This is a genomic window from Streptomyces sp. NPDC002788, assembly GCF_053592115.1.
Genome location: NZ_JBSFVB010000005.1, coordinates 98,097 through 124,378 on the forward strand (window position 1 = coordinate 98,097; position 26,282 = coordinate 124,378).

The following is a 26,282-nucleotide window of genomic DNA, read 5'->3' on the forward strand; positions in this document are numbered from 1 at the left end:
TCGTGGTGCCTGTCTCTGGGGCTTTCTCTGTGCCTGTCTCTTCCGAATTGCCCGCTCGGGTGGGCTTCAGGCTAGCCCGTCCCGATCGGCGGTGCGTCGGCGGACGGTCCGGACGGACTGGCTCCGACCTGCCCACACGACCCCGGTACCCTGCGGTACGCCGTTCAGGTCTCCCGTCAGAGAGGCAGCCCCACCTGTGACTCCGATTCGCCACGGCCGCAACCGCGGTGCCGCACTCGCGAGCGCGACGTGCGCGCTGCTCGTGACGGGAACGGTGCTCACGGGCTGCGCGGAGGATCCGAACGAGGGCACCAACGGCGTCGGCAGACTCCCCGCCGGCAAGATCCAGGCCAAGACCCGCGCGGCGGCCGAGTCCGCCGGGGCGGTCCGGGTGCACGGCAACGTCGTCAGCGGCGGGCGGACGTACGCGCTCGACATGCGGCTGAAGGACGACGGCGGCACCGGGTCGGTCACCACGAAGGGCGCGACCTTCAAGCTGCTGCGCGTCGGTGAGCAGCTCTTCGTCATGGCCGACGCGGAGTTCTGGGGTCACGGCAGCGGCCAGGGCGAGGGCGGCACGTCGGACGCGGCGGCGGCCGCCAAGCTCGGCGGGAAGTTCGTGAAGGTGCCGCAGGGCGACCCTTCGTACAAGAAGTTCAGCGGTTTCACGGACAAGGGAGTCCTCCTCGACGGTCTGCTGACCCTGCACGGCGCACTCGCGACGGACGGCCACGACGAGCAGGGGGGCGTCCGCACCATCCGCGTCACCGGCGACAAGGGCTCCGGCGGCACCCTGGAGGTCTCCCTCGAGGGCAAGCCGTACCCGCTGCGCCTGGAGCGGGCCGGCGGGGCGGGCATCCTGACGTTCTCCGCCTGGGGGCAGGACTTCGCCCTGAAGGAGCCGGAGAAGAGCGAGACGGTGGACTACGGCAAGCAGCTGCCGGCGTCGTAGGCCGTCAGGTCCGTTTGCGCTTCTTCAGCAGCAGACGGGGCAGCCCCGCCGGGACCGGCCGGCGGGTGATCGCCGGGGAGGGCCGGGGCGGTTCGGACAGGGAGCCGTCGGGCAGCGGCGCCGTCGCCCCGGTCGGCTCCAGCCGCAGCACACGGCACTCACGGGCCCAGCGCTCGGTCATGGCCTCGCCGTCGGGCGCGTTCAGCCGTTTGCCCTTGAGCTCGGCGACCGCCGCGTCCCACGCCTCGGAGCCCGGTGCGAGGTGCGTGACGCGCGCCGTCCAGGAGACCAGCCGGCCCCCCTTGTCCTTGCTGCGCACCGTCACCCGGGCCTCGGCCCCGTCGGCCAGCCTCGGCAGCGGCTGCTCGCCGGGCCCGTCGCCGACCAGGCACGCGGCGCCCTCGTGCCACACGTGCCACAGGGCACGCGCCGGGCCGTCGGGGCCCTGGACCCAGACGAGGCCGGACTTCTTCGTGGCCTCCTCGACGAGGGCCTGGCCGAGCAGCTCGCTTGTCATGGCACCAGCCTATCCACGCGGCTCACAGCCAGCCGTTCCGCTTCAGCGTGCGGTGGATGCCGAGGCAGATGACCACCGTGATGCCCATGATCACCGGGTAGCCGTACCGCCAGTGCAGCTCCGGCATGTGGTCGAAGTTCATGCCGTACACCCCGCAGACCATCGTCGGCACGGCGATGATGGCGGCCCATGAGGTGATCTTCCGCATGTCCTCGTTCTGCGCCACGGACGCCTGCGCCAGGTTGGCCTGGAGGATGGAGTTCAGCAGCTCGTCGAAGCCGAGGACCTGCTCCTGGACCCGGGCCAGGTGGTCGGCGACGTCCCGGAAGTACTTCTGGATGTCCGGGTCGATCAGCCGCATCGGCCGCTCGCTCAGCAGCTGCATGGGCCGCAGCAGCGGCGACACCGCCCGCTTGAACTCCAGCACCTCGCGCTTGAGTTGGTAGATCCGGCCGGCGTCCGTGCCCCGCGCGGCGCCGCCCTTGCGCCCCGGCGAGAACACCTCGGTCTCGACCTCGTCGATGTCGTCCTGCACCGCGTCGGCGACGGCGATGTACCCGTCGACGACGTGGTCGGCGATGGCGTGCAGCACGGCCGAGGGGCCCTTGGCCAGCAGCTCGGGGTCGTCCTGGAGGCGGTGCCTGAGCGCCCGCAGGGAGCCCTGCCCGCCGTGCCGGACGGTGATGAAGAAGTCCCGGCCGGTGAAGCACATGACCTCGCCGGACTCGACGACCTCGCTGTTGGCGTCGAGCTGGTCGTGCTCCACGTAGTGGATGGTCTTGAAGACGGTGAAGAGGGAGTCGTCGTAGCGCTCCAGCTTGGGCCGCTGGTGGGCCTGGACGGCGTCCTCCACGGCCAGCGGGTGCAGGCCGAACTCACGGGCGATGCCGGAGAATTCGGCCTCCGTCGGCTCGTGCAGGCCGATCCACACGAACCCGCCGTCACGGCGCACCAGGCGCACCGCCTCGTGTGGGGTCAGCGGGGTCCCGGTCTCGATGCGACGGCCGTCGCGGTAGACGGCGCAGTCGACGACGGCGGAGGCCGCCGCAGGGCCGCGGGTGGCGTCGTACGCCCCGCCGTCCTTGCGCAGCGACACACGGGACGGACGGACAACGGCGCGCAGGTCGCGGATCATCGACATGGCGGGCTCCTTCGCGGGCGGGCAACGAAAGGCGCCGGCGACGGTTGGAACTACCCGGAATGAGGACGTAGTGACTGCTGATGTTTGGCACGTCCACAAAGCGGGGAGCACCGCACCGTCGCGGTGGCGAGTCTCGTTACTGATTCAGCTACTGAGGCAGATCAGGCAAAGCGAAACGAAGCGCTCTTCCGCGGTGAAGGCGAGTGCGAGAGGTGGCGGCCGGCCAGAAGACGGAGCAGCTACATCAGCGGCGGGAGAGCGTGGTGCTACTGCACGGTCGACTTCGATCCATTGCAGCCCCACCTCCTCCGGCCGGTCCCTCGTAAGGGAGTTCCTTCGGCGTCGGGGCTTGATCGCGACGCTTCTGCGTGCTGCCCCGAACCACCGGGCAAGAGTAGCAGCCGACACAACTGTCAAGGCGCTGCTTTGCCCGCTACTGACGAGTCCTATGCTCGCGGCATGGCTGACGTTCTTCCTCTGGTCGAGGCCCGTTTGCGTACCGCGCTGGGCGAGCCGGACGCGCGCGCGGCGGTCACCTTCCTCGGCACGGACCGCATCGAGGTGCTCCGCTTCCAGGAGGGCGACATCGTCCGCTACGCCACGCTCGGCATGTCCGCGCACCCCATGACCGACCCCACGGCCGTCGTCGCCGACCCGGTCAAGGGCCCGCGCTCCGAGCTGGTGCTGTCCGTCCGCTCCGGTCTCGCCGCCACCGACCAGGTGCTCCGCCCGCTCGCCGCGCTCGCCGCCTCTCCGCAGGTGGAGGGCCTCGTCGTGGCTCCCGGCGCGTCCCTCGACGTCGGCGACCCGCTGTGGCCCGGCGCCCCCTTCACCTCGGTCCTGGTCGCCGAGCCGGGCGGCCTGGTCGAGGACCTGGAGCTCGAAGAGCCCCTCGACCCCGTACGGTTCCTGCCGCTGCTGCCGATGACCCCGAACGAGGCCGCGTGGAAGCGGGTGCACGGCGCCCAAGCGCTCCAGGAGCGGTGGCTGAACCAGGGGACGGACCTCCGGGATCCGTCCCGGAAGTCCGTTCCGCTGGAGTGAGCAACCTCACCAACCCGCAGCTGAAAAGCATCAGTTGACGAAGAAGGTGACACCGTCCTCGGTGGCGTGCTTCGGCTCCGGCTCCTCGGCTTCGCGGGTGAGGGCCTTCCGGCGTACGACGACCCCGATCGCGCCCCATGACCGCGGTGACCGCCGTCACCGCGAACGGGATGTGGAGGTCGGTCCACCCCTCGGCCCTCGGCGCGAAGTACGGTGCGGCGGCCGCCGCGAACCAGCGGACGAAGTTGAAGCCCGCGCTCGCCACCGGCCGGGGCGCGTCCGACACTCCGAGGGCCGGCCCGGCAGGATCGGGTCGACGAGTCCGATGCCCGTGAAGGTGACGACCGACGCCCCGGCGGTCGCCCACACGGACTTGGGCCGCTTCAGGAGACCGCCCGCTCCGGCGTCGGAGGGGCCCATGCTTGCTCCCTTTCCCGAGACCGAGGTACGCACATGCTGAGTTGGCAGTGCTAAATAATGTCATTACATCTAATGTCTGGGTGAAGGGTTCCGTCCGGTTGGGTGATCGTCCTTGACGCGGCGGGGCGGGGGTAGGACCGTGGGGCCCTATGAGGGGCGAACCCAGTTGCCCGAAGTGCGGTGGCCGGGTCAGGGCTCCCGGCCTCTTCTCCGACTCGTGGCAGTGCGCTGTGCACGGCACCGTCCATCCGGTGCAGCCCGTGATACCGCCCAGCGTCGACGCCCTCAACGTCGTGGTGCACCGCACGCAGGTGCCGGTGTGGATGCCCTGGCCGCTGCCGGTGGGGTGGCTGTTCACGGGTGTGGCCTGTGCGGGGGACGACCGCACCGGCGGCCGCGCGACGGCCGTGGCCTGTACCGGGCCGGGGCCGCTCGGGGGGATGGGCGAGCTGATCCTGGTGGCCGAGGAGCTCGGCGTCGGGCTCGGGGCGCGCTACGCGGGCATGGACGGGCCGGATCCGGGGCCGTACATGGATGTCGGGAAGCCGGCTCAGGCGAAGGTGCTGGCCGCGGGACGGCCCACGCCGCTGTGGCATGTCTCCGGGGCGCCGGACGATCGGGCGGTGTTCGCCGGTGAGGCGCTGGGGTTGTGGTTGTGGGCTGTGGTGTGGCCTGAGCAGTCCGGGCTGCTGATGTACGACGAACTGGTGCTGACGGATCTGCGGGACGCCGGAGCCGAGGTCGAGTTGGTGCCCTGCGGCGCCTTGTCGCCGCGCTTGCTCGGGGCCTGAGGGCGGGTGCGGGTTGCCTCCGGGCCGGCCGCGCAGCCCCCACGCCTGGTGCGGGCGGTGGTGTAGGGGGCGTCTGCCGGGTTCGGGTGTGACATGGGGCGTCGGAAAACCTGGTTATCCTTGAGCAGCCCTTGTTCGTCCCGTCCGTGTCTGGAGTCCGTGTCGTGCGTATCGATCTGCACACCCACTCCACCGCTTCCGACGGTACGGACACGCCGGCCGAGCTGGTGCGCAAGGCCGCTGCTGCCGGACTGGATGTCGTGGCGCTCACCGACCACGACACGACCCGCGGACATGCCGAGGCGGTCGCCGCGCTGCCCGAGGCCCTCACGCTGGTCACCGGGGCCGAGCTCTCCTGCCGGATCGACGGGGTCAGCATGCACATGCTGGCCTACCTCTTCGACGCCGAGGAGCCCGCGCTGCTCGCCGAGCGGGAACTCGTGCGGGACGACCGGGTGCCGCGCGCCCAGGGCATGATCGCCAAGCTTCAGGAGCTGGGCGTGCCCGTGACCTGGGAGCAGGTGGCGCGGATCGCCGGTGACGGGTCCGTCGGGCGGCCGCATGTGGCGAGCGCGCTGGTGGAACTGGGCGTCGTGCCGACGGTGAACGACGCCTTCACCGAGGACTGGCTGGCCGACGGCGGCCGGGTCTTCGTGGAGAAGCACGAGACCGACCCCTTCGAGGCGATCCGGCTGATCAAGGGCGCGGGCGGGGTGGCGGTGTTCGCGCATCCCGCGGCGAGCAAGCGGGGGCGTACGGTCCCGGAGGCCGCCATCGCCGAGATGGCCGCGGCCGGGCTGGACGGCATCGAGGTCGATCACATGGACCACGATGCGCAGACGCGTGCGCGGCTGCGGGGACTGGCCAAGGAACTCGGGCTCCTGGTGACCGGCTCCTCGGACTACCACGGCAGCCGGAAGACATGTGTGCTCGGGGAGTACACGACGGATCCCGAGGTGTACGGGGAGATCACGCGGCGGGCGTTCGGGGCGTTTCCGGTGCCCGGGGCCGGCGGAGCCGTCTGAGGGTCTCTCTCCCGCAAGTCCGTTGTCCGGGCACTCGGCGCTGCCGCTGTGCCCCGAAGCTCTCCACTGCGTTCGAGCAGGGCGGTGTCCCCATCGCCGTGCGGAACGCCTGCCCACAGCAGCGGCGGCCGTCGGCCCGCCGCACGCTCCCTCACCACGCGCAAGGCCATCACGCTCATGTTCGACCTCGCCGTCTTCGGCTCTCTCTTTCTCACTCTCTTCGTCATCATGGACCCGCCGGGGATCACCCCGATCTTCCTCGCGCTCACCGCCGGGCGGCCCGGCAAGGTGCAGAAGCGGATGGCCTTCCAGGCCGTCTGCGTCGCCGGTGGAGTGATCACCGTCTTCGGGTTGCTCGGGCACCAGATCCTGAACTATCTCCACGTGTCCGTGCCCGCGCTGATGATCGCGGGCGGACTGCTGCTTCTGCTCATCGCGCTGGATCTGCTCACCGGGAAGACCGACGAGCCCAAGCAGACCAAGGACGTCAACGTCGCCCTCGTGCCGCTGGGCATGCCGCTGCTGGCCGGGCCGGGCGCGATCGTGTCGGTCATCCTCGCGGTGCAGAAGGCCCACACCGTGGCCACGCAGGTGTCGGTGTGGACGGCGATCCTGGCCATCCACGTCGTGCTGTGGCTGGTGATGCGGTACTCGCTGGTGATCATCCGGATCATCAAGGACGGCGGTGTGGTCCTGGTGACACGGCTCGCGGGCATGATGCTCTCCGCCATCGCCGTGCAGCAGATCATCAACGGTGTCACGCAGGTGATCCGGGGGAGCTGACGGCTCGGCGGGATGCCCGCGGTGACCGGCAGGGCCGGGTGAGGCCGTCGGGCAGGCGGGGCAGGAGGTGCATGCCCACGACGTGCCCAGGTTGTGTACGCCCCCGGTCGCAGCGGTCCGCAGCAGCGCAGCCCCCGCTCCGTCGATGCCGGGGCGGGGGCTGCGAAGTGTGTGAGCGCTGCGCGCGTTATGAGGCCGTGGTCTCGGCCGGGCGGATCCACAGGCGCTGCCCGATGGCGGCGGCCTGCTGAACGATGTGGTTGACGGAGGCGGCGTCCACAACGGTCGAGTCCACAGGTGTGCCGTCGACGTCGTCGAGTCGCATGATTTCGAAGCGCAAGGGCTTCTCCCTTCGTCTGGTCATCCTCCTGAGGAGAACTACTTGGGTGTGCGGCCACCGGGCTGCGGCGCGCGGTGTTCCGTATGAGTCAACAGGGATGCATGGGTCAAACATTCCCTACGCTAAGGAAATTTTTCGAACGGCTAATTACCGAGCCGTAAGAGTGTCGTTACAGGACCGACCGGGACCGGTTGTGTTCATAGCGTGACCACCTGGACAATGGAGACGATGAACGACGACCTCGCGGCCCTCAGCACCCGCATCGACCGCACCAACGAGCTGCTGCAGCGCATGCTCGCCGAGGTGGCGAAGACGCCCTCCACTCACGCGATCTTCGTCGATGCCGGGTACCTGTACGCGGCCGCGGGACGCCTGGTATCCGGAATGGAGGACCGCCGCGCCTTCGATCTGGACGCCGAGGGCCTGATCGACGCGCTCATCGACAAGGCCCGCACGATCTTCGCCGACAGCAGACTGCTGCGGGTCTACTGGTACGACGGCGCCCGGCGCCGCATCCACACGGCCGAGCAACAGACCATCGCGGAGTTGCCGGACGTCAAGGTGCGGCTGGGCAACCTGAACGCCAACAACCAACAGAAGGGCGTCGACTCCCTCATCCGCTCCGACCTGGAGTCCCTCGCCCGGCACCGCGCCATCAGCGACGCGGCCCTGCTCGGCGGCGACGAGGACCTGGTGTCGGCGGTGGAGGCGGCGCAGGGTTACGGCGCCCGCGTCCACCTCTGGGGCATCGAGGCGCCGGAGGGCCGCAACCAGGCGGAACCCCTCCTGTGGGAGGTCGACAGCCAGCGCACCTTCGACCTCGACTTCTTCAAGCCCTACGTGTCCCGCCGCACGGCCCCCGCCTACGAGGCGACCACGGCCCGGCCCGCCCGCGAGGACGTACGGTTCGTGGGCGCGCAGATCGCGGAGAAGTGGCTGGCCGCCCGCGGCCGGGACTCGCTGGTGGAGCTGCTGCCCGGCCATCCGTACCTGCCCGGCTCGGTGGACCAGGACCTGCTCGTGGACGCGGAGGGTCTCCTCCAGTACTCGCTGCGCGGCCAGGCGGACCTCCGGAGGGCACTGCGCGACGGCTTCTGGGAGCACCTGCAGACGCGGGTCTGAGGAGCGTCCGGTCAGGGCGCGTTTTTGGCAACGCGGCGAGGCGCTGTGCCAGGCCGCGCGACCCGGGCGGGCACAGTGCAAGGACCCCTTAGCCAGGTCTAAGCCCGCTGCACGCTGTCCCAGAAGTCGGCGAGGGCGTGGGCCGTGGGCAGCGGACTGTCTGCGTTGGGGGAGTGCTCGGCCCCAGCGATGACCGTACGGTGCGCCTTCAGCCGGAGGGCCATGTCGTCGAGGACCGCCACCGGCCAGGTGTCGTCACGCGCGCCCGACAGGACGTGCAACGGCAGCGGCACGGCGGCGAGTTCGGCGACGCGGTCCGGCTCGGTGCACAGCTGACGGCCGGTCGCGAGCAGTTGGGCGGGCCGGTTGCCCAGCCAGCGGCGGCGCAACTGCTCCTGGTCGCCGAGGCCGCGGGCGGGCCCGCCGACCTCTTCCGGCGGCCCCATCGCCCGCATGGCCTCCCAGACCTCCTCCATCGACATCACCGCGAGCGCGTCCCGCAGCAGCTTCACGCGCTGCTGCTGCGAGACGGAGATCTCCGCCGGCCCGGACGAGACCAGGGTGAAGGAGCGGAAGGGGGAGTGGTCGAGGAGCACGGCCGCACGGGCGATCTGCCCGCCGAGCGAGTGCCCGACGAGGTGCACGGGCCCGCCGAGCGCCTCGGCCTGCGCGAGCACGTCCCGGGCCAGTTCCCCCTGCGCGTACGCGAATTCGTCGTGCGCGGGCCCGTCCGACTCGTGCTGCCCCCGCCCGTCCACGGCGACGACCCGGTACCCGCGCTCTGCGAGCGGCTCATGCAGCAGCCGGAAGTCCTCCTTGCTCCCGGTGAACCCGGGCAGCATCAGGGCGACTCCCCTGACTTCCGCACCCACCTTCGGCGACGAGTCGACGACGGCGAACTCACCGCGCGCTGTGCGCAGACGGTATGCGCGGGCGCCCGGAGGCGGGGGGAAGGCGGGGTGGCTGGTCACGGGGGTGAGGGTAGCGGGTGGGGGCGGGGCCGGCCGGGTGCCCCCGGGAACGCCGGCGGCCCGGCCCCTGTGCGGGGGCCGGGCCGTCGAAGAGGGGCGTCAGCCCTCCGTGGGCTCCGCGGTGGCCGCGGCCTTGCGGGTGCGACGCACCTTGGGCTTCGCCTCCGTCGCTTCCTCGGAGGCAGCGGCCGTGGCGGCCGTGGTCGCCTTCCGCGTACGGCGCGGCTTGACCGCTTCCGGCTCCTGATCGGCCTGGGCCGGGATCTCGGCGGTGGCCGTTTCGGTGGCCTTGCGGGTGCGGCGGCGCGGCTTGGCCTCCGTGCCCTCGGCCGTGTCGACGGCGGCCTCGGCCGCGGCGGCGGTCTTCCGTGTACGGCGCGGCTTGGTCTCGGCGGCTTCGGGAGCCTCCGTGTCCGGAGTCGCGGCAGCCGTCTTCCGCGCACGGCGCGGCTTCGCCTCGGTGGTCTCGGCCGTGTCGACCGCTTCCACCGCCTTGGCGGCCGCCGCCTTGCGGGTACGCCGCGGCTTGGCCTCGGCTGCCTCCGGCTCCTGGACCGTCTGGGCCGGGATCTCGGCGGTGGCCGTTTCGGTGGCCTTGCGGGTGCGGCGGCGCGGCTTGGCCTCCGTGCCCTCGGCCGTGTCGATTGCGGCCTCGGCCGCGGCGGCGGTCTTCCGTGTACGGCGCGGCTTGGTCTCAGCGGCGTCGGCCGTGTCGACGGCGGCCTCGGCCGTTGCCACGGCCTTGCGCGTACGGCGCGGCTTGGTGTCCGCGGCCTCGGCCGTGTCGACGGCCGACTCGGCCCCGGACGCCGCTGTCTTGCGGGTGCGGCGGCGCGGCTTGGCGGCGGCCTCGGGCTCGGCGGTCACACCTTCAGTGACCGACTCGGCCTCCGCGACCGGCGGTGTCACCGCGGCCTCGGCCGTTGCCACGGCCTTGCGCGTACGGCGCGGCTTGGTCTCCGCGGCCTCGGCCGTGTCGACGGCCTCCTCCGCTGCGGCGGCCGTCTTGCGGGTGCGGCGGCGCGGCTTCGTCTCGGTCGGCTCCGGCGCGGACTCGGTGCTGCCCTCGGCCGTGTCGACGGCCGACTCGGCCCCGGACGCCGCTGTCTTGCGGGTGCGGCGGCGCGGCTTGGCGGCGGCCTCGGGCTCGGCGGTCACACCTTCAGTGACCGACTCGGCCTCCGCGACCAGCGGTGTCACCGCGGCCTCGGTCTCCATCACCGGCGTCTCCACCGGCGTCTCCGACCTGCGCGTGCGGCGCCGGCGGGGCTTCGCAGCCGCCTCGGGGGACTCCGCGGCCGTGCCCTCGGCCGTGGCCACGGAGGTCTCCGCCTGCTCCGACGCGGGTGCCTCGACCGCTGCGGCCGGAGCCGTCCCGGCCGGGGCTCCGCCGCGGGTGCGGCGACGGCGACGCGGGGTGCGAGGCGCAGTGACGGCCTCCGCCTCGGCCGTACCGCCGGGCGCCGTGGCCTCCGGTGCCGTGGTGCCTGCGGTCTCCGGTGCCCCGTCCTGCGGCGTCCCGCCGCGGGTACGGCGGCGGCGTCGCGGCGTACGGGACGGACGCTCGTGGTCGGCCGAACGGGACTCCTCCCGGCCGCCGCGACCACCCCGGTCGCCACGCCCGCGCGGTCCGCGGCCGCCCGGCTCGCCCAGGTCCTCGAGCTCCTCCGCGTCCAGCCCGGCGCGCGTGCGCTCCGAGCGCGGCAGGATGCCCTTCGTGCCCTCGGGGATGCCGAGGTCGGTGAAGAGGTGCGGGGACGTGGAGTACGTCTCGGGCGGGTCGTTGAAGCCCAGGTCCAGCGCCTTGTTGATCAGCTGCCAGCGCGGGATGTCGTCCCAGTCGACGAGCGTGATCGCCGTACCCTTCGCGCCCGCGCGGCCCGTACGGCCGATGCGGTGCAGGTACGTCTTCTCTTCTTCCGGCGACTGGTAGTTGATGACGTGCGTCACGCCCTCGACGTCGATGCCGCGGGCGGCGACGTCGGTGCAGACGAGCACGTCCACCTTGCCGTTGCGGAACGCCCTCAGCGCCTGCTCACGGGCGCCCTGGCCCAGATCGCCGTGGACCGCGCCGGAGGCGAAGCCGCGCTGCTTGAGCTGGTCGGCGAGGTCGGCCGCCGTGCGCTTGGTGCGGCAGAAGACCATGACCAGTCCCCGGCCCTCGGCCTGGAGGATGCGCGCGACCATCTCGGGCTTGTCCATGTTGTGCGCGCGGTAGATGTACTGCTTGGTGTTCGCGACCGTCGCGCCCGCGTCGTCCGGGGAGGTGGCGCTGATGTGCGTGGGCTGCGACATGTAGCGGCGGGCCAGGCCGATGACCGCGCCCGGCATGGTGGCCGAGAACAGCATGGTCTGGCGCCGGACCGGCAGCATGTTGATGATCTTCTCGACGTCGGGCAGGAAGCCCAGGTCGAGCATCTCGTCGGCCTCGTCGAGGACCAGGCACCTGATGTGCTTCAGGTTCAGCTTCTTCTGCCCGGCAAGGTCGAGCAGCCGCCCCGGGGTGCCGACGACCACGTCGACGCCCTTCTTGAGGGCCTCGACCTGGGGCTCGTAGGCCCGGCCGCCGTAGATCGCGAGGACGCGCACGTTACGCGCCTTGCCGGCGGTCAGCAGGTCGTTGGTGACCTGCGTGCACAGCTCGCGCGTGGGGACGACGATCAGGGCCTGCGGGGCGTCGGTGAGGTCCTCGGGCTCGGCGCGTCCGGCCTCGACGTCGGCGGGGACGGTGACGCGCTCGAGGAGCGGGAGGCCGAAGCCCAGCGTCTTGCCGGTGCCGGTCTTGGCCTGGCCGATGACGTCCTTGCCCGACAGGGCCACGGGGAGCGTCATCTCCTGGATGGGGAAGGGGGTGATGATGCCGACGGCCTCCAGGGCCTCGGCGGTCTCGGGGAGGATTCCGAGCTCTCGGAACGTCGTAGTCAGGGTGCTGCCTCTTCTGTGTGGGCGGCGCGAGGCGAGCGCGGGGGTCGTGTCAAGGACCGTGCGGGGACGTCGGCTGCCTACGGGCGGGCCGTAGAGCACGGGACCGCGCCGACGCTCTAGCGCTCATGCCGCTGAGGGTGTCCCTCCGGCATCCGTACGCACTGTGCCGTACGGACGGGAGGTCTGTCGGGTCGGAGCCGATCGGGCCACCGACCGGGCATCCTCATACGTGCGGCCTGTCGAGGTACGACGACGTACCAGCAGGCGCATTACCACCATACCCCGGATCGGCGCACACGCGATGGCCGATTCGGTCACGTAGTCGTCGTCACAGTGATTGACCAGGGATTCGCGCCTCCCGGTGAGCGGGCTATTGTGCGCTTCATGACGAGCTCTGACAAGCCTGAGAACGCCTCGGACACCGCCGCCGAACCCACCTCGGTCGCCGCCCGGGACTGGGCGACGGCCTCCGTCGACCCGCAGTACCGTGCCGCGGTCGTGGACCTGCTCGGCGCGCTCGCGTACGGGGAGCTGGCGGCGTTCGAGCGGCTGGCGGAGGACGCCAAGCTGGCGCCGACGCTGGAGGACAAGGCGGAGCTGGCCAAGATGGCGTCGGCCGAGTTCCACCACTTCGAGAGGCTGCGTGACCGGCTCGCCGAGATCGGGGAGGAGCCGACGCGGGCGATGGAGCCGTTCGTCGCCGCGTACGACGGCTTCCACAAGCAGACGGCCCCCTCGGACTGGCTGGAGGGCCTCGTCAAGGCCTACGTCGGCGACTCCATCGCCAGCGACTTCTACCGGGAGGTCGCAGCCCGGCTCGACTCCGACTCCCGCAACCTGGTGCTGGCCGTGCTCGACGACACGGGGCACGGCGGTTTCGCCGTGGAGAAGGTGCGGGCGGCGATCGACGCGGACCCGCGCGTCGGCGGGCGGCTCGCGCTGTGGGCGCGGCGGCTGATGGGTGAGGCGCTGTCGCAGTCCCAGCGGGTGGTCGCCGACCGGGACGCGCTGTCGACCATGCTGGTGGGCGGCGTCGCGGACGGCTTCGACCTCGCCGAGGTCGGCAAGATGTTCTCCCGGATCACCGAGGCGCACACCAAGCGGATGGCTGCGCTGGGTCTGGCCGCGTAGGTCTGCGCGAAGGCCGGTTCCGGCCGGGTGGCGGCCGCGGGCCGTCGCCGTCCGGGCGGCCACCCGCGCTCCGGACCGCTTCGGCTACGCCGTCGCGGATCGTCGGCGCAGGCGCCTCGCGGGGCGCAGCAGCAGCGACAGCGAGGCCACCGAGACGATCACCGCGCCGAGCAGGACCAGCAGCAGATGCCCGGCGTCCAGCGCGCTGTGCATGACGAAGGCCCCGGACAGGGCACCGGCGACACCCGTCGACAGGACCAGGGGGCGGGGTGGGAGACGGTGCGACAGCCGGTGCGTGGCCGCCCAGGCCAGAGCCAGGCCGAGCATCGTGGAACTCAGCGCTTCCAGAAGCATGTCGAGGGTCCCTCCCACATGGCCGGCCTGCCCATATCGGTCGTAGCCCGTCTTACCCCTGACCTGCGGAATCCAATCCACCCCTGAGGGCGACCCGTGCTACATCCGTGGAGGAACCGGTGCGCCGCAAGGGCTGATCGCGAGGGGGGGGGACGCGAACGGGGCGGGTCGGCCGACAGCCGTCCCGCCCCGCTGAACGCATGCGCCTACAGCGCGCCGAAGCCCACCTTGCGCGGAGCCGGCTCGCCGATCTCCACGTAGGCGAGTCGGTCGGCCGGGACCAGGACCTTGCGGCCGTGCTCGTCCACGAGGCTCAGCAGTGGCGACTTCCCTGCCAGCGCCTCGGACACGGCCCGCTCGACCTCCTCGGCACTCTGACCGCTCTCCAGAACGATCTCGCGGGGCGCGTGCTGCACGCCGATCTTGACCTCCACGGCTATGTCCCTCCGACGGTCAGTGATGTGCGCGACCTTCCGCGCCGTACGCAGCACACATTAGCCCGGTGAGGGGACGTACACGCTCCGCCCGAGAACGCCACGAGCGAACACCGGGCGGGAACAACGCGCCCGTCAGTGGTGCTGCTGGTCCGTCCCGTGCAGCGGGAAGCCCGCGATGCCCCGCCACGCCAGCGAGGTGAGCAGTTGCACCGCCTGGTCGCGGGGCACGCTGCGGTCGCTGTGCAGCCAGGACCGGGCCACCACCTGGGCGAGTCCGCCCAGACCCGAGGCGAGCAGCATCGACTCCGCGCGCGACAGGCCGGTGTCCTCGGCGATCACGTCGCAGATCGCCTCGGCGCACTCGTTGGTGACCTTGTCGACGCGCTCGCGTACGGCGGGCTCGTTCGTGAGGTCCGACTCGAAGACCAGACGGAAGGCGCCGCCGTCGTCCTCGACGTACGCGAAGTAGGCGTCCATCGTCGCCCGCACGCGCTGCTTGTTGTCGGTCGTCGATGCGAGCGCGTTCCGGACGGCCTGGATGAGCGACTCGCAGTGCTGGTCCAGCAGGGCGAGATAGAGGTCGAGCTTGCCCGGGAAGTGCTGGTAGAGCACCGGCTTGCTGACGCCGGCGCGCTCGGCGATGTCATCCATCGCGGCTGCGTGATACCCCTGCGCGACGAAGACTTCCTGGGCGGCGCCCAGGAGCTGGTTCCGTCGGGCACGGCGTGGCAGGCGTGTGCCCCGCGGGCGAACCGCCTCTGTCTGCTCGATGGCTGTCACGCCGCCTCCCAAAGTCGTCCACGTGCGGATCTGGCCGCGTCGCCATCGTACTTTTCGGTAACCGTGGTGTGCGCGGTGAGAGCGCAGAATTTCACGGACCGGACGGTTACGAAAGCGGTTGACAAGGTTTCAAACAGGGTCAGAGCGGGCAAAATCCGGCCCCTTTCCTGCTCGGTGGCGTGGTCCGTCGCCCGTCGGCGGCGTCCGTCACCGGTAGTCGTCCTCGTCGAGCGAGACGATCCGGGCCTGTTCCGCCAGGTCGGCCTCGTTGGCGCGCTCCGGGTCGACGCCGGTCAGCGGGTCGTCGCGGTCCGGCGCGATCTCCGCCTGCTGCTCGGCCGCGTCGACCTCGGGGGCCTCGACGTCGAACTCCGGCGCCTCCGGCGCATCCTCGACCTCGAACGTCTCCGGGTCGGTGGGGTCTACGGCCATGCTGGGCTCCCTTCCTACGAACGTCCCTGGGAATGCAGGGGCCACACGCGGGTGCCCTCTCTACGAGCCTAGGAGACACCCGATCCGGACGCTATGCGATCCGCGTCCGGAACGTGACCCGGTGTACATCCCGTCGACTGCTTCCCATGGTGCTCCCGGGTGCCTTCTCCGAGGCCTTCTCATGTGGCTGAGTCCTGTGACGGCGAACACATGCGAACGCATGAGTCACTGCGTGATCGTCTCGTAACATTGCCGCATGTCTTCGACCGAGCTGCCGTTCGTGCCGCCCGCCAATGTGCTGCCGAAGGTGGGGACCGTCAGGGTCGCGGAAGGCGAGCGGCTGAGGTCGGTCGAGCTGCCCGGCGTCACCCTGAACGTGCGCTCGAGGCCACCCGCGCGCGAGGGGCTGCCGCCCGCGCTGTACGTGCACGGACTCGGGGGCTCCTCGCAGAACTGGTCGGCGCTGATGCCGCTGCTGGAGGACGCCGTCGACAGCGAGGCCCTGGACCTGCCGGGCTTCGGCGACTCGCCGCCGCCGGACGACGGCGACTACTCCGTCACGGGGCACGCGCGCGCGGTCATCCGGTACCTCGACGCCTCCGGCCGTGGTCCCGTGCACCTGTTCGGAAACTCGCTCGGTGGCGCCATCGCCACCCGTGTCGCCGCGGTTCGGCCCGATCTGGTCCGTACGCTCACGCTCGTGTCGCCCGCTCTGCCGGAAATCCGCGTGCAGCGCACCGCCGTGCCCACGGGGCTCCTGGCGGTGCCCGGCGTGGCACCGCTCTTCACCCGGCTCACCCGGACGTGGACGCCGGAGCAGCGGGTCCGCGGCGTGATGGCGCTCTGCTACGGGGATCCCGGGCGGGTGACGCCGGAAGGATTCCGCAACGCCGTGGAGGAGATGGAGCGGCGGCTGCGGTTGCCGTACTTCTGGGACGCGATGGCGCGCTCCGCGCGCGGGATCGTCAACGCCTACACGCTGGGCGGTCAGCAAAGTCTGTGGCGCCAGGCCGAACGGGTTCTCGCGCCGACCCTGCTCGTCTACGGCGGCCGTGACCTGCTCGTCGGCTTCCGCATGGCTCAGAAGGCGGCCCGGGCCTTCCGTGACTCCCGGCTGGTGACGTTGCCGGATGCGGGCCATGTGGCCATGATGGAGTACCCGGAGACGGTGGCCATGGCGTTTCGTGAACTCCTCGAAAGGGCCGGAGAGTTGGGCGCGGAGCGGGCCCGGAGCGCCGCGAGGGATGAGGGCGAGGCGGATCCGGGCAGGTCGGGTGCCGAGCGGGACGAGACCGTCGACGCGGAACGCACCGACGAAAACATGGGGGGCTGAGGCGCGACGTGGGACGCCACAGCCGCCGTGGGCCTGTCGCCAAGGGTGACTCCGCGGACACCAGGGCCGGGTCGCCGCAGAGGCAGGGCCAGGGCCAGGGCCCGGACACGAGCCGGGGCAGCCGCACGGCGCCTCCCGGTTCCGCGCAGGGCGGCTGGCAGCCGCCGGGCCCGCGCAGCGTGCCCGGACCACGTCCCGCACCGGCCCCCGGAACACCGCCGCACGGCACCCCCCGCCTGCCGGACGGCTGGCTGCCGGACGGTACTCCCGCGCATGGAGTGCCGCGTTTCGGCGACGGCACCCCCGCGCACGGCTTCCCCCGAGCGCGGGGCGGACACCCCGAGCAGCGGGAAGCCGGGGGCGGCTGGGGTGAGTCGAGGGGGACCGGCGGGGGGCCCGCCGGGGTCGGTGCTCCGATACCGCGGCAGCGCCGGGCCTCCGTGCCCGAGCCGCGGCAGGAGTATCTCGACGCCTTCGACGAGGAGGACGACGTCTTCGCGCCCCGTGCGCCCGCCTCCGCACACGCCGCGGACGCCTACGCCTCCGTCACGGACTGGAACGTCGGCACCCCGGCCGACTCCGGTTCGGGCGACGACGGCGCGAGGGCCGCCGGCACGCCCGCACCCGGCAAGGGCCGCACCTTCATCGGCATCGCGGCCGCCGCCGTCACCACCGTGCTGGCCCTCATCGTCGCCGGTCAGGTCGCCGGCGAGCAGGGCAAGGCCGACGTTCAGTCGCAGTCCGCCACGGACCGGGCCCGCGACCTCCGGGACTCCGCGTCCCGCGCGGACGGACGGGCTCCGGCCCCGGAACCCAGCGCGACCCCGCTGACGTACGACGAGCAGATGGGCCGGATCTACCCGCTCGGCGCCAAGCTCAAGGCGTCGGGGAAGTTCGACGCCGTCCCCGGCATCGCCAAGGCGCCGGGAACCGGGCAGAAGTTCACCTACCGGGTGGACGTGGAGCAGGGGCTCGGGCTGGACGGCCGACTGTTCGCCGAGGCCGTGCAGAAGACGCTCAACGACCGGCGCAGCTGGGCCCACAACGGCGCGCGTACCTTCGAGCGCATCTACTCCGGCAAGCCCGACTTCGTGATCACCCTCGCCAGCCCCGGCACCACCGCCGACTGGTGTGCCAAGTCCGGCCTGGACACCACCGTGGACAACGTCTCCTGCGACTCGGCCGCCACCGAGCGCGTGATGATCAACGCGTACCGGTGGGCCCAGGGCTCGGAGACGTACGGCGACAGCAAGATCCACGCCTATCGGCAGATGCTGATCAACCACGAGGTCGGGCACCGCCTCGGCTACGGCCACGTCACCTGCGACAAGGACGGCGACCTCGCCCCGGTGATGCAGCAGCAGACCAAGTTCCTCGACCACGACGGCATCCGCTGCCGAGCCAACCCCTGGCCGTATCCCGGCAGTTGACGGTCGTGCCGCGGGGCGTGCGCTGGAGGCGCCCGGCCTGAGGCGCGGGTTCGGGCGTGGGAAGCGGCCCTTCACGGCCGTCGACCTGTCGCCGGCCCCGCGCCGCGGCGAGACCTCGGCATCGTCGGCGAGAGCGGCAGCGGCGAGACGACCCTCGGATCGCCCGGGCCTTGCGACCGACCCGCGCGTCATCGTCTGCGACGAGGCGGTCTCCGCCCTCGACGTCACCAGCTGGCCCCTGTGGCGGCCCTGGGCAAGTCGCGGCGCGAACCGGGGCTCGCGCTGGTCTCCGTCCTCCACGGCCTGACCGTCGTACGCGCGCCGGGCGCGGCGACGGGAGCCGGCCGATGCGCGAGCCGGAGGGCGCGAGGGGCTGGCCGCAGCGTGACGTTCCGCGTTCACTTGATCTCCTAGCGCGACGGAACCGGATCCGCACGGGAAAGTTACGACCGTTCACCCCTTTTGGTGGTGCGACGGACAACCGTCCATCGCACCACCGCCTTGTCCGCATACGTTCGTCCCGCTGCGAGCCGCCGGGCAACGGCGGCTCCCCATACGGGAGATCGGGGGTGCACTCGTGCGCATCGGACTGCTTACGGAGGGTGGCTATCCGTATGTGAGCGGTGACGCCAGGCTCTGGTGCGACCGGCTGGTGCACGGGCTCGCCCAGCACGAGTTCGACGTCTACGCGCTCAGCCGCAGCGAACAGCAGGAGGACGAGGGCTGGATCCCGCTGCCGCCGAACGTCCGCCGGGTGCGGACCGCGTCGCTGTGGATGGCCGAGGACGACGAGGTGGTGCTGGGGCGCCGGGCGCGGCGGCGATTCACCGAGTGCTTCGGGGAACTGGCGCGAGTGCTGTGCGGGGTGCCCGCGGAGGCGTCCGGGGGTGTGCCGGCCGCTGCCTCTGGTGCCCTTGCTGCCTCCGGTGCCGCTGGGGGTGCGTCGATCGCGGGTGTTCCCGGGGGCGCGCCGACCGGTGAGGCGGACCGTTTCGCCAACGCGCTCTACGGGCTTGCCGAACTCGCCCGCGACGAGGGGGGCCTGGCCGGAGTGCTCCGCTCGGAGGCCGCCGTGCGCACCCTGGAACGCGCCTGTCGTGCGCCCGGCGCCCACCGGTCCGCGCGCGAGGCGCGCGTACCGGATCTGCTCGCCGTGGCCGCGTACCTGGAACGCGCCCTGAGCCCCCTCTCCCTCGACTGGTACGAGGATGACGGCCTCGGTGCGGTCGACCTCTGCCACGCCGCCTCCGGCGGCACGGCCGCCCTGCCGGGCCTGCTGGCCCGCCACTTCACCGGCGTGCCCCTGATGGTGACCGAGTACGGCGTACGCCTGCGGACGCACTACCTCTCCGCCCCCGACGCCCCGCCCGCCGTACGGTCCCTGCTCGCGGCCTTCCAGGGCCGGCTCGCGGCCGAGGCCTACCGGCAGGCCGAGGTGGTCACCGCCGGCAACACGCACGCCCGCCGCTGGCAGGAGCGCTGCGGCGCCGACCGCGAGAAGCTCCGGACGGTTTACCCCGGCATGGACGCCCGGCCCTTCGCGGAGGTGGGCGAGTCCCCGGAGTGGGCGGACCCGCACACGCTCGTCTGGGTCGGCCACGTCGCGCCCGCCAAGGACCTCGTCTCCCTGCTGCACGCCTTCGCGGAGATCCGCAAACAGGAGCCGAGGACCCGCCTGCGCATCGTCGGAGCCGCCGCCGGCCCCGAGGGCGCGGCCTACCTCGGCCACTGCAGGACCCTGGCCGCCCAGCTCTTTCCCGACGAGGCCGAAGGGCCGCACTCCGACGGCGACAACCCGGTGTCCTTCGAGGAGATCGGCGGGCCGGAACTCCCGTTCTGCGCCGATGCCTACGCCTCGGCCGCCGTGACCGTGCTGTCCAGCGTCGTCGAGGGCTTCCCCCTCGGGCTCGTCGAGGCCATGCTCTGCGGGTGCGCGACCGTCTCGACGGACGTCGGCGCGGTCGTGGAGATCATCGGCGGCACAGGGCTCGTGGTGCCGCCGCGCAATCCCCGGGCGCTCGCCGAGGCGTGCGTGGCGCTGCTGCGCGACCCCGAGCGCCGTGAGCGCTTGGGCGCCGCCGCACGCGCCCGGGCCCTCGAACTGTTCACGGTCGAGCAGAACATCGAGGCATTTCACGGCATTTACCTGGAGATCGTCTCGCGCACGCCCGTCCGCCGCGTCGTGCTCGACAGGGCGGGGGAGCCGCTGCCCTTCGCGGTTCCCGCCGAGGCGCAGATCCCGGTGAGCTGGTCCGCCCCGCCGCCGCGCCTCGCCGCCCTCAGTGGTCCCGGCCGGGCCGCCGGCAACTCCGTACGGGCCTCCTCGCCCGTCTCCGCCCCGGAGGGAGCGCGATGAAGGACCTGGGCGAACGGGACCGGCCGGGAACCCCGGCCGGCCCGGGGTCGTGGGACGCCGAATCGGAGCGGGCACTGGGCCCTGCGTTCCCGGCGCCTGCCCCGGAGGGGCCGGGTGCGCCGTCTGCCTCGGAGGCGGCTGTGGGCGGTAAAGCGCCTGCTGGTCGGGAGGCGGTCGCCAGTGGTGAGGTGTCTGGCTCGGAGGTCAGGGGTGGCGGCACTGTGCTCGCGCCGGGGGAGGCGGTTGCCGGTGGTCAGGTGTCTGGCTCGGAGGTCAGGGGCGGTCGCACAGTGCCCGCGCCACGGCGGACGGCCGCCGACGGCAAGCCGTCCGCCCCGCGCCGCGGTACCGCCGACCCCGTGATGGTGCTGATGCACCGTCACCGAGAACTCTGCGAACGCGCGGTGGACCCGCTCGAGATCGCCGCGGGACTGGAAGCGCACGGCATCACCGACCGCACCGCCGCCCGTTTCCGGCACCGGGACGTCTTCTCCCTGGCCGAGGAGATGTACGCGCGGGTCTCCCGGGAAGGGGACGCGCCCCCGCCCACCAGGCCCGCCGCCCCCCGAGTACGCGCCGACTGGGCCCTCCTGACGCTCCTGCCCGGAGCGCTGTGCGCCGCCGCCGTGACAGCCGTGCACCTCACCCACGGCCAGGCACGCCTGTTCGTGGCGGCAGCCGGAGCGGTCGCCGTCGCCCTGGCCCTTCGCGCGGCCGTGCGCCGGGGTCCCCTGAGCAGGACCGACGCGGGCCGGCCCGGGCCCCGGCCCGGCGCGGCCCAGGGCAGGACCACCACGTGGACCCTGTGGCTCCTCGCCTACTCCCTCCTGGGCAACGGCCTGCTCCACAGCGCCCTCGCCGGAGGCCCCGACGCCCTGCCCACCGGCACGGCCGACGACCCCTGGCCCCTCGCCGCCGCCCCCGTCCTGGCACTCGCCCTGGCATGCGCGCCGGCGGCCTGGACCGCCCACCTCCTCACCGTGCGGGCCCGCCGCAAGCTCGTGGCGAGCCGCGGCCTGGAGGACTTCGCCGCCTCCGTGCGACCGCTCCTGCTCGGCACGGTCGCCCTGTTCGTGGCCGCCCTGATCGCCCTGCTCACCCTCTGCACCACCCTTCTCGACGAGCCCCCGGCCTACGCGGAGGCCATCGCCCTGGGCACCCTCCTCTTTCTGGCCCGCCTCCTCACCGCCCACGGCTACACCTACGCCCCGGCCGTGGTCCTCGCCGCGACCGTCACGGTCGAGGCGGCCGCTCTCGCCGCAGTGTTCACCTCCCGCCTGCCCGGGTGCGGCTTCCTGGCCATCCCCGTCGAAGCCCTCGTCACCGCCTGGGGCGCCGGCAGCGTCCCGGCCCTCGCCTGCGGGGCGGCGGCCCTGGCCCTCCTGATCCACGCGACCCGCAAGCTGACCCGGGCCTCGGCCCATGCGCCGCCGGAGCCCTCTCGGTGACCGCCGCTGCCCCGGCCCACCGCCGCGGGCGGCACCCGTCACACCCGTCCCTCCCGCCTCAAGGAGAACCCGCATGACCACCCAGCCAGGAGCCCCGGCCACGACGGGAGCCGCGCGATGAGAGTCCTGTTGATCGGAGCCAACGGCTACATCGGGCGCTTCGTCGCCGACCGTCTCCTCGCCGACCCGGCCGTGCAGCTCACCGCACTCGGCCGCGGCGACGACGCCGACGTCCGCTTCGACCTCGCGTCCGGCAGCCCCGGCGCTCTCACCCGCTTCCTCGACGCGGTCCACCCGGGAGTCGTCGTCAACTGCGCCGGCGCCACCCGCGGCGGTGCCCGCGAACTCACCCGCCACAACACCGTCGCCGTGGCCACCGTCTGCGAGGCCCTGCGCCGCAGCGGCTGCGGTGCCCGGCTGGTGCAGATCGGGTGCAGCGCCGAGTACGGACCCAGCCAGCCCGGCTCCTCCACGGCCGAGGACGCCGTGCCCCGGCCCGGCGGCCCGTACGGCGTCAGCAAACTCGCCGCCACCGAACTCGTCCTCGGCTCCGGCCTGGACGCCGTCGTCCTGCGCGTCTTCTCCCCGGCCGGACCCGGTACCCCCGCCGGCTCCCCGCTGGGCCGTCTCGCCGAGGCCATGCGCCGCGCCATGCAGACCGGCGACGGCGAGCTGAAACTGGGCGGCCTCGGCGCACAGCGCGACTTCATCGACGTCCGCGACGTGGCCCGTGCCGTGCACGCCGCCTCGCTCTCCGCCGCGCAGGGCGTCGTCAACATCGGCTCCGGCCGCGCCGTGCGCCTGCGCGACGCCGCCGCGGTCCTCGCCCGCGTGGCCGGATACGGCGGCGCCCTCAACGAACTCGACGGCCCACCCGGTGCGCTGCGCCCGGCCATCGGGCACCCCCGCCCGGACCCGGACCACGCGCCTCCGGTCGCGTACCCGTACCCGGACGGCTGCGGCAGTTGGCAGCAGGCCGACGTCCGCACCGCCCGCGACCGGCTCGGCTGGCGGCCCCGGATCGGCCTGGAGGAGTCCTTGGCCGACATCTGGATGGAGGCGGCATGCCGCATCTGACCAGCACCAGGCCAGCACCTCCGGCACGGAACTCAACCCCGGCGTCGGCGCCCCCGGCTACGCTCACCCCCTCCTCGCCCCCACCGGATGGGGCGAACTCACCCGCCCGGAACCCCGCTGCACCGGGTGGTCCTCAACGTGGCGGACGGCCCCGGCACCCGCCCCGCCCCGCACTGCCTGGAGGCGGCCGGCCGCCTGCGCAACGCGGGCACCCGCGTCCTCGGCCACCTCGACACCTGCTACGTCACCCGGAACTTCGGTGAGCTGATCTCGGACGCCCATCGGTTCGTCGACTGGTACCAGGTCGACGGCTTCCTCTTGGAGCGCTGCCTGGCGGACCACGTCGGACTGCCCGAGGTACGCCGCACGGTCCCCACCCTCTGTGTCGTCCGTGACGAGGCGCACGTCGTCCTCGGTCACGGCATCCACCCGCACCCGGGCTACGTCGACCTCGTCGACCAGTTGGTCACCTTCTCCGGCCCGTGGAGCGACTACCGCTGGTCGCAGGTGGCCGAGTGGACCGCCGAGCATGCGCCCGAGCGCTTCTGCCACTTCGTCCACGGGGTGCCCCGCCTCCACCTGGAGGAGGGGCTGCGCATCGCCCGCCGGCAGGGCGCCGCGACGGTCTGGGTTCACCGACCGCACGGACCGCGGCGGCCACGCCGACCCCTGGGAGGCCATGCCCGGCTACTGGGACGACGTCGTCTCGCTGGTCGGAACAGGTGTCTCGGAATGAAAAAGCACATGGCACTGTTACGGGGAGAACAACCGTAGTGATTGACCGACCAACGGAGTCCCCGTGTCGTTGCCACCCCTGGTCGAGCCGGCTGCCGAGCTCACCGTAGACGAGGTTCGCAGGTACTCCCGCCACCTGATCATCCCCGACGTCGGGATGGGCGGGCAGAAGCGGCTGAAGAACGCCAAGGTGCTGTGTGTGGGCGCCGGCGGCCTGGGCTCGCCGGCGCTGATGTACCTGGCCGCCGCGGGCGTCGGCACCCTCGGCATCGTGGAGTTCGACGAGGTCGACGAGTCGAACCTGCAGCGCCAGATCATCCACAGCCAGTCCGACATCGGCCGTTCCAAGGCCGAGTCCGCCCGCGACAGCGTCAAGGGCATCAACCCGTACGTGGACGTGATCCTTCACGAGGAGCGGCTCGAGGCCGACAACGTGATGGAGATCTTCAGCCAGTACGACCTGATCGTCGACGGCACGGACAACTTCGCGACCCGCTACCTGGTCAACGACGCCTGCGTGCTGCTGAACAAGCCGTACGTATGGGGTTCGATCTACCGCTTCGACGGCCAGGCCTCCGTCTTCTGGTCCGAACACGGTCCCTGCTACCGCTGCCTCTACCCGGAGCCCCCGCCCCCCGGCATGGTCCCCTCCTGCGCGGAGGGCGGCGTCCTGGGCGTGCTGTGCGCGTCCATCGGCTCCATCCAGGTCAACGAGGCCATCAAGCTCCTCGCAGGCATCGGTGAGCCGCTGGTCGGCCGGCTGATGATCTACGACGCACTGGAGATGCAGTACCGCCAGGTCAAGGTTCGCAAGGACCCCGACTGCGCGGTCTGCGGCGAGAACCCGACCGTCACGGAGCTCATCGACTACGAGGCCTTCTGCGGCGTCGTGTCCGAGGAGGCCCAGGCGGCGGCCGCCGACTCCACGATCACTCCCAAGCAGCTCAAGGAGTGGATCGACGACGGCGAGAGCATCGACATCATCGACGTCCGCGAGCCGAACGAGTACGAGATCGTCTCCATCCCGGGCGCCCGGCTGATCCCGAAGAACGAGTTCCTCATGGGCACCGCCCTGGAGAGCCTCCCCCAGAACAAGAAGATCGTCCTGCATTGCAAGACGGGTGTCCGCAGTGCGGAAGTCCTCGCGGTCCTGAAGTCCGCGGGCTTCTCGGACGCGGTCCACGTCGGCGGCGGCGTGATCGGCTGGGTCAACCAGATCGAGCCGGACAAGCCGGTCTACTGACCACCCCTTCCGCTGACCAGCGGGACTGACGAAGCCCACGGCTCCGACCGGTTCGGATGCCGTGGGCTTGTGTCGTTGTCGGTCGGCGTCGGGTGACCTTGCACGGCCCAGGGACGGCCCGCAAGTGCCTGAATGCCGCACGAAGGTCGGACACCGGCTCCGCTACTCGACTTGAACTCGTGATGTCGTGGTGCCGCACCTCCTCCCAATCGGCCTGCCTGTCGCTTTCATGCGCTTTTATGGCCGGGCTCTGCGGTCGGTTGGTTCTCGAGAGGAACCACGGGTGATCGTCTGCGCGTGATCTGCCGGTGGAGGTGCACGGATTTGAGCACTGGTCTTTCTGAAGGCATGGTCACGCCCGCGCTGGTGGTGGACATCGACGTGATGGAGCGCAACATCAGCCGGTTGGCGGCCGCGGCCAAGGCTGGCGGCTTTGCGGTGCGTCCTCATGCGAAGGCGCACAAGTGTCTGGAGATCGCCGACAGGCAGATCGGCGCGGGAGCAGTGGGCCTTACGGTGGCCACGGTTGGCGAGGCTGAGGTTTTCGCCCGTGGTGGTGCCACCGATTTGTTCGTCGCCTATCCGTTGTGGGTCGATGACAGCAAGGCGAGGCGACTGCGTCGGCTCGCAGAGACCGCAGCCCTGCGCGTCGGGGCCGACTCCGTCGAGAGTGTCCAGCGTCTGGGGCGTGCAGTTCGGGGGACTGCGAGTCCGGTCGAAGTGGTGATCGAGGTCGACAGCGGTCACCACCGCACCGGAGTCCTCCCGGCCGACGCCGCCACGGTGGGCAAGGCGGCAGCCGATGCCGGGTTGGGCGTTGCCGGAGTGTTCACCTTCCCCGGGCATGGTTACCGGCGCGACCCGCAGGCCCGTGAGCAGGCGGCGCGCGAAGAAGAACTGGCGCTCGGCGAGGCTGCGGAAGCCCTGAACGCCGTGGGCCTGTCTGCCCGGGTGGTCAGCGGGGGCTCGACACCGACGGCGGGACGGTGGAAGCCGGGTGTGGTGAACGAACTGCGGCCTGGCGTGTACGTCTTCAACGACGCGACCCAGTTGGCCATCGGCACCTGCAGTGCGGCCGACCTTGCCGTGCACGCCGTGGCGACGGTGGTGAGCATGCCGGCTGCGGGTCGCTTCGTGCTCGACGTCGGCAGCAAGGTGCTGGGGTCGGACAGGTCCCCGTGGGTGACCGGCCACGGATATCTTCCTGACTTTCCGGACGCGTCTGTGACGTCGCTGTCCGAACACCACGCCACGGTTGTGCTGCCCGAGGGCATCACGGCCCCACCGCTCGGAACCGCGGTCGCGGTCGTTCCCAATCACGTGTGCACGCCGGTGAACCTGGCCGACGAACTGGTCATAGTGCAAGGTGGGCAGATCGTGGACCGCTGGGCGGTGGCGGCACGAGGGGCCAATACCTGACGGCGGGCGGCGGCACCGGGCAGGTGCGGTCGCGCACCTGGCCGTGCGACCGACCGCCGTGCGGGTGTGGTGTCAG

At 72.0% G+C, this 26,282-nt stretch carries 23 protein-coding genes and 2 pseudogenes; 15 read left to right on the forward strand and 10 right to left on the reverse strand.

The features are described from left to right. Positions 1-196: 196 nt before the first annotated feature. On the forward strand, positions 197-952 hold the full coding sequence (locus ACWD1U_RS11465; RefSeq protein ID WP_451106577.1) for a hypothetical protein: 756 nt from the start codon (positions 197-199) through the stop codon (positions 950-952). Between the two features lie 4 nt (positions 953-956). Here the strand turns inward: ACWD1U_RS11465 and ACWD1U_RS11470 are convergent, their stop codons facing one another. Together ACWD1U_RS11470 and ACWD1U_RS11475 are read right to left on the reverse strand one after the other, a co-directional pair. Continuing rightward, positions 957-1,469, reverse strand: a complete 513-nt coding sequence (locus ACWD1U_RS11470; RefSeq protein ID WP_451106579.1) for a hypothetical protein — start codon at positions 1,467-1,469, stop codon at positions 957-959. A 22-nt stretch (positions 1,470-1,491) separates the two neighbouring features. Continuing rightward, positions 1,492-2,610, reverse strand: a complete 1,119-nt coding sequence (locus ACWD1U_RS11475; protein ID WP_451106581.1) for a magnesium and cobalt transport protein CorA — start codon at positions 2,608-2,610, stop codon at positions 1,492-1,494. Between the two features lie 459 nt (positions 2,611-3,069). Between ACWD1U_RS11475 and ACWD1U_RS11480 the strand changes: the two genes are divergently transcribed. Next, the gene (locus tag ACWD1U_RS11480) at positions 3,070-3,654 is read left to right on the forward strand and encodes a suppressor of fused domain protein (RefSeq protein ID WP_451106583.1); all 585 of its coding nucleotides are present in this window, start codon (positions 3,070-3,072) and stop codon (positions 3,652-3,654) included. A 30-nt stretch (positions 3,655-3,684) separates the two neighbouring features. Here the strand turns inward: ACWD1U_RS11480 and ACWD1U_RS11485 are convergent. Next, positions 3,685-3,949 (reverse strand): annotated as a pseudogene (locus ACWD1U_RS11485) (MFS transporter); the annotation flags it as partial. 274 nt (positions 3,950-4,223) lie between these two features. Here ACWD1U_RS11485 and ACWD1U_RS11490 point away from each other — a divergent pair. The 3 genes from ACWD1U_RS11490 to ACWD1U_RS11500 all read left to right on the forward strand — a co-directional run bounded on the left by ACWD1U_RS11490 (position 4,224) and on the right by ACWD1U_RS11500 (position 6,673). After that, positions 4,224-4,865, forward strand: a complete 642-nt coding sequence (locus ACWD1U_RS11490; protein ID WP_451106585.1) for a DUF6758 family protein — start codon at positions 4,224-4,226, stop codon at positions 4,863-4,865. 164 nt (positions 4,866-5,029) lie between these two features. Next, positions 5,030-5,890 (forward strand): PHP domain-containing protein, encoded by an 861-nt coding sequence (locus tag ACWD1U_RS11495; protein WP_451106586.1) that lies wholly within the window; start codon positions 5,030-5,032, stop codon positions 5,888-5,890. 177 nt (positions 5,891-6,067) lie between these two features. Further along, a complete protein-coding gene (locus tag ACWD1U_RS11500) occupies positions 6,068-6,673 on the forward strand; it encodes a MarC family protein (protein WP_451106587.1) in 606 nt (201 codons plus the stop codon). Between the two features lie 187 nt (positions 6,674-6,860). Here ACWD1U_RS11500 and ACWD1U_RS11505 read toward each other — a convergent pair whose 3' ends face one another. Then, entirely contained in the window at positions 6,861-7,037 is a 177-nt protein-coding gene (locus tag ACWD1U_RS11505; protein ID WP_451107025.1) for a hypothetical protein, read from the reverse strand. A gap of 204 nt (positions 7,038-7,241) precedes the next feature. Between ACWD1U_RS11505 and ACWD1U_RS11510 the strand changes: the two genes are divergently transcribed. Next, positions 7,242-8,135 (forward strand): NYN domain-containing protein, encoded by an 894-nt coding sequence (locus tag ACWD1U_RS11510; RefSeq protein ID WP_451107000.1) that lies wholly within the window; start codon positions 7,242-7,244, stop codon positions 8,133-8,135. 98 nt (positions 8,136-8,233) lie between these two features. On the opposite strand, the gene ACWD1U_RS11515 is transcribed toward ACWD1U_RS11510, so the two are convergent. Both ACWD1U_RS11515 and ACWD1U_RS11520 read right to left on the reverse strand, forming a co-directional pair. Next, the gene (locus ACWD1U_RS11515) at positions 8,234-9,106 is read right to left on the reverse strand and encodes an alpha/beta fold hydrolase (RefSeq protein ID WP_451106589.1); all 873 of its coding nucleotides are present in this window, start codon (positions 9,104-9,106) and stop codon (positions 8,234-8,236) included. A 99-nt stretch (positions 9,107-9,205) separates the two neighbouring features. Then, complete coding sequence (locus ACWD1U_RS11520; protein WP_451106591.1) at positions 9,206-11,938, reverse strand: DEAD/DEAH box helicase; 2,733 nt, start codon at positions 11,936-11,938, stop codon at positions 9,206-9,208. A gap of 477 nt (positions 11,939-12,415) precedes the next feature. Here ACWD1U_RS11520 and ACWD1U_RS11525 point away from each other — a divergent pair, with 477 nt between their 5' ends. Then, the gene (locus ACWD1U_RS11525) at positions 12,416-13,162 is read left to right on the forward strand and encodes a ferritin-like fold-containing protein (RefSeq protein WP_451106592.1); all 747 of its coding nucleotides are present in this window, start codon (positions 12,416-12,418) and stop codon (positions 13,160-13,162) included. A gap of 84 nt (positions 13,163-13,246) precedes the next feature. Here ACWD1U_RS11525 and ACWD1U_RS11530 read toward each other — a convergent pair whose 3' ends face one another. From ACWD1U_RS11530 to ACWD1U_RS11545, 4 genes are all read right to left on the reverse strand, one after another. After that, complete coding sequence (locus ACWD1U_RS11530) at positions 13,247-13,516, reverse strand: hypothetical protein (RefSeq protein WP_451106594.1); 270 nt, start codon at positions 13,514-13,516, stop codon at positions 13,247-13,249. 206 nt (positions 13,517-13,722) lie between these two features. Beyond that, positions 13,723-13,950, reverse strand: coding sequence for a DUF3107 domain-containing protein (locus ACWD1U_RS11535; RefSeq protein WP_086844348.1), 228 nt, complete (start codon positions 13,948-13,950; stop codon positions 13,723-13,725). A gap of 135 nt (positions 13,951-14,085) precedes the next feature. Further along, positions 14,086-14,733 (reverse strand): TetR/AcrR family transcriptional regulator, encoded by a 648-nt coding sequence (locus ACWD1U_RS11540; RefSeq protein ID WP_190049469.1) that lies wholly within the window; start codon positions 14,731-14,733, stop codon positions 14,086-14,088. A 207-nt stretch (positions 14,734-14,940) separates the two neighbouring features. Beyond that, entirely contained in the window at positions 14,941-15,165 is a 225-nt protein-coding gene (locus tag ACWD1U_RS11545) for a hypothetical protein (protein WP_451106597.1), read from the reverse strand. A 256-nt stretch (positions 15,166-15,421) separates the two neighbouring features. Here ACWD1U_RS11545 and ACWD1U_RS11550 point away from each other — a divergent pair, with 256 nt between their 5' ends. The 8 genes and pseudogenes from ACWD1U_RS11550 to ACWD1U_RS11585 all read left to right on the forward strand — a co-directional run bounded on the left by ACWD1U_RS11550 (position 15,422) and on the right by ACWD1U_RS11585 (position 26,206). Next, positions 15,422-16,498 carry an alpha/beta fold hydrolase gene (locus tag ACWD1U_RS11550; RefSeq protein WP_451106599.1) on the forward strand — a complete coding sequence of 359 codons (1,077 nt, stop codon included), beginning with the start codon at positions 15,422-15,424 and terminating at the stop codon, positions 16,496-16,498. An 8-nt stretch (positions 16,499-16,506) separates the two neighbouring features. After that, the gene (locus tag ACWD1U_RS11555) at positions 16,507-17,928 is read left to right on the forward strand and encodes a DUF3152 domain-containing protein (protein WP_451106601.1); all 1,422 of its coding nucleotides are present in this window, start codon (positions 16,507-16,509) and stop codon (positions 17,926-17,928) included. 577 nt (positions 17,929-18,505) lie between these two features. Beyond that, positions 18,506-20,284, forward strand: coding sequence for a DUF3492 domain-containing protein (locus ACWD1U_RS11560; RefSeq protein WP_451106603.1), 1,779 nt, complete (start codon positions 18,506-18,508; stop codon positions 20,282-20,284). Then, entirely contained in the window at positions 20,281-21,732 is a 1,452-nt protein-coding gene (locus ACWD1U_RS11565) for a hypothetical protein (RefSeq protein ID WP_451106605.1), read from the forward strand. Before ACWD1U_RS11560 ends, ACWD1U_RS11565 begins: the two co-directional genes overlap by 4 nt. A gap of 117 nt (positions 21,733-21,849) precedes the next feature. Beyond that, positions 21,850-22,809: an NAD-dependent epimerase/dehydratase family protein gene (locus ACWD1U_RS11570; protein ID WP_451106607.1), complete on the forward strand. Its 960-nt coding sequence runs from the start codon at positions 21,850-21,852 to the stop codon at positions 22,807-22,809. Continuing rightward, positions 22,797-23,545: pseudogene (locus ACWD1U_RS11575) on the forward strand (spherulation-specific family 4 protein). Before ACWD1U_RS11570 ends, ACWD1U_RS11575 begins: the two are co-directional and overlap by 13 nt. A 63-nt stretch (positions 23,546-23,608) precedes the next feature. Then, positions 23,609-24,787 carry an adenylyltransferase/sulfurtransferase MoeZ gene (gene moeZ / locus ACWD1U_RS11580; protein ID WP_451106608.1) on the forward strand — a complete coding sequence of 393 codons (1,179 nt, stop codon included), beginning with the start codon at positions 23,609-23,611 and terminating at the stop codon, positions 24,785-24,787. 324 nt (positions 24,788-25,111) lie between these two features. Beyond that, positions 25,112-26,206: an alanine racemase gene (locus tag ACWD1U_RS11585; RefSeq protein ID WP_451106610.1), complete on the forward strand. Its 1,095-nt coding sequence runs from the start codon at positions 25,112-25,114 to the stop codon at positions 26,204-26,206. Positions 26,207-26,282: the final 76 nt, after the last annotated feature.

Coding starts and splice junctions, on each gene's coding strand:
- ACWD1U_RS11470 (WP_451106579.1), bottom strand. CDS start 1,469: ATGACAAGCGAGCTGCTCGGCCAGGCCCTCGTCGAGGAGGCCACGAAG.
- ACWD1U_RS11475 (WP_451106581.1), bottom strand. CDS start 2,610: ATGTCGATGATCCGCGACCTGCGCGCCGTTGTCCGTCCGTCCCGTGTG.
- ACWD1U_RS11480 (WP_451106583.1), top strand. CDS start 3,070: ATGGCTGACGTTCTTCCTCTGGTCGAGGCCCGTTTGCGTACCGCGCTG.
- ACWD1U_RS11490 (WP_451106585.1), top strand. CDS start 4,224: ATGAGGGGCGAACCCAGTTGCCCGAAGTGCGGTGGCCGGGTCAGGGCT.
- ACWD1U_RS11500 (WP_451106587.1), top strand. CDS start 6,068: ATGTTCGACCTCGCCGTCTTCGGCTCTCTCTTTCTCACTCTCTTCGTC.
- ACWD1U_RS11505 (WP_451107025.1), bottom strand. CDS start 7,037: ATGACCAGACGAAGGGAGAAGCCCTTGCGCTTCGAAATCATGCGACTC.
- ACWD1U_RS11510 (WP_451107000.1), top strand. CDS start 7,242: ATGAACGACGACCTCGCGGCCCTCAGCACCCGCATCGACCGCACCAAC.
- ACWD1U_RS11520 (WP_451106591.1), bottom strand. CDS start 11,938: ATGACGCTCCCCGTGGCCCTGTCGGGCAAGGACGTCATCGGCCAGGCC.
- ACWD1U_RS11525 (WP_451106592.1), top strand. CDS start 12,416: ATGACGAGCTCTGACAAGCCTGAGAACGCCTCGGACACCGCCGCCGAA.
- ACWD1U_RS11530 (WP_451106594.1), bottom strand. CDS start 13,516: ATGCTTCTGGAAGCGCTGAGTTCCACGATGCTCGGCCTGGCTCTGGCC.
- ACWD1U_RS11545 (WP_451106597.1), bottom strand. CDS start 15,165: ATGGCCGTAGACCCCACCGACCCGGAGACGTTCGAGGTCGAGGATGCG.
- ACWD1U_RS11550 (WP_451106599.1), top strand. CDS start 15,422: ATGTCTTCGACCGAGCTGCCGTTCGTGCCGCCCGCCAATGTGCTGCCG.
- ACWD1U_RS11565 (WP_451106605.1), top strand. CDS start 20,281: ATGAAGGACCTGGGCGAACGGGACCGGCCGGGAACCCCGGCCGGCCCG.
- ACWD1U_RS11570 (WP_451106607.1), top strand. CDS start 21,850: ATGAGAGTCCTGTTGATCGGAGCCAACGGCTACATCGGGCGCTTCGTC.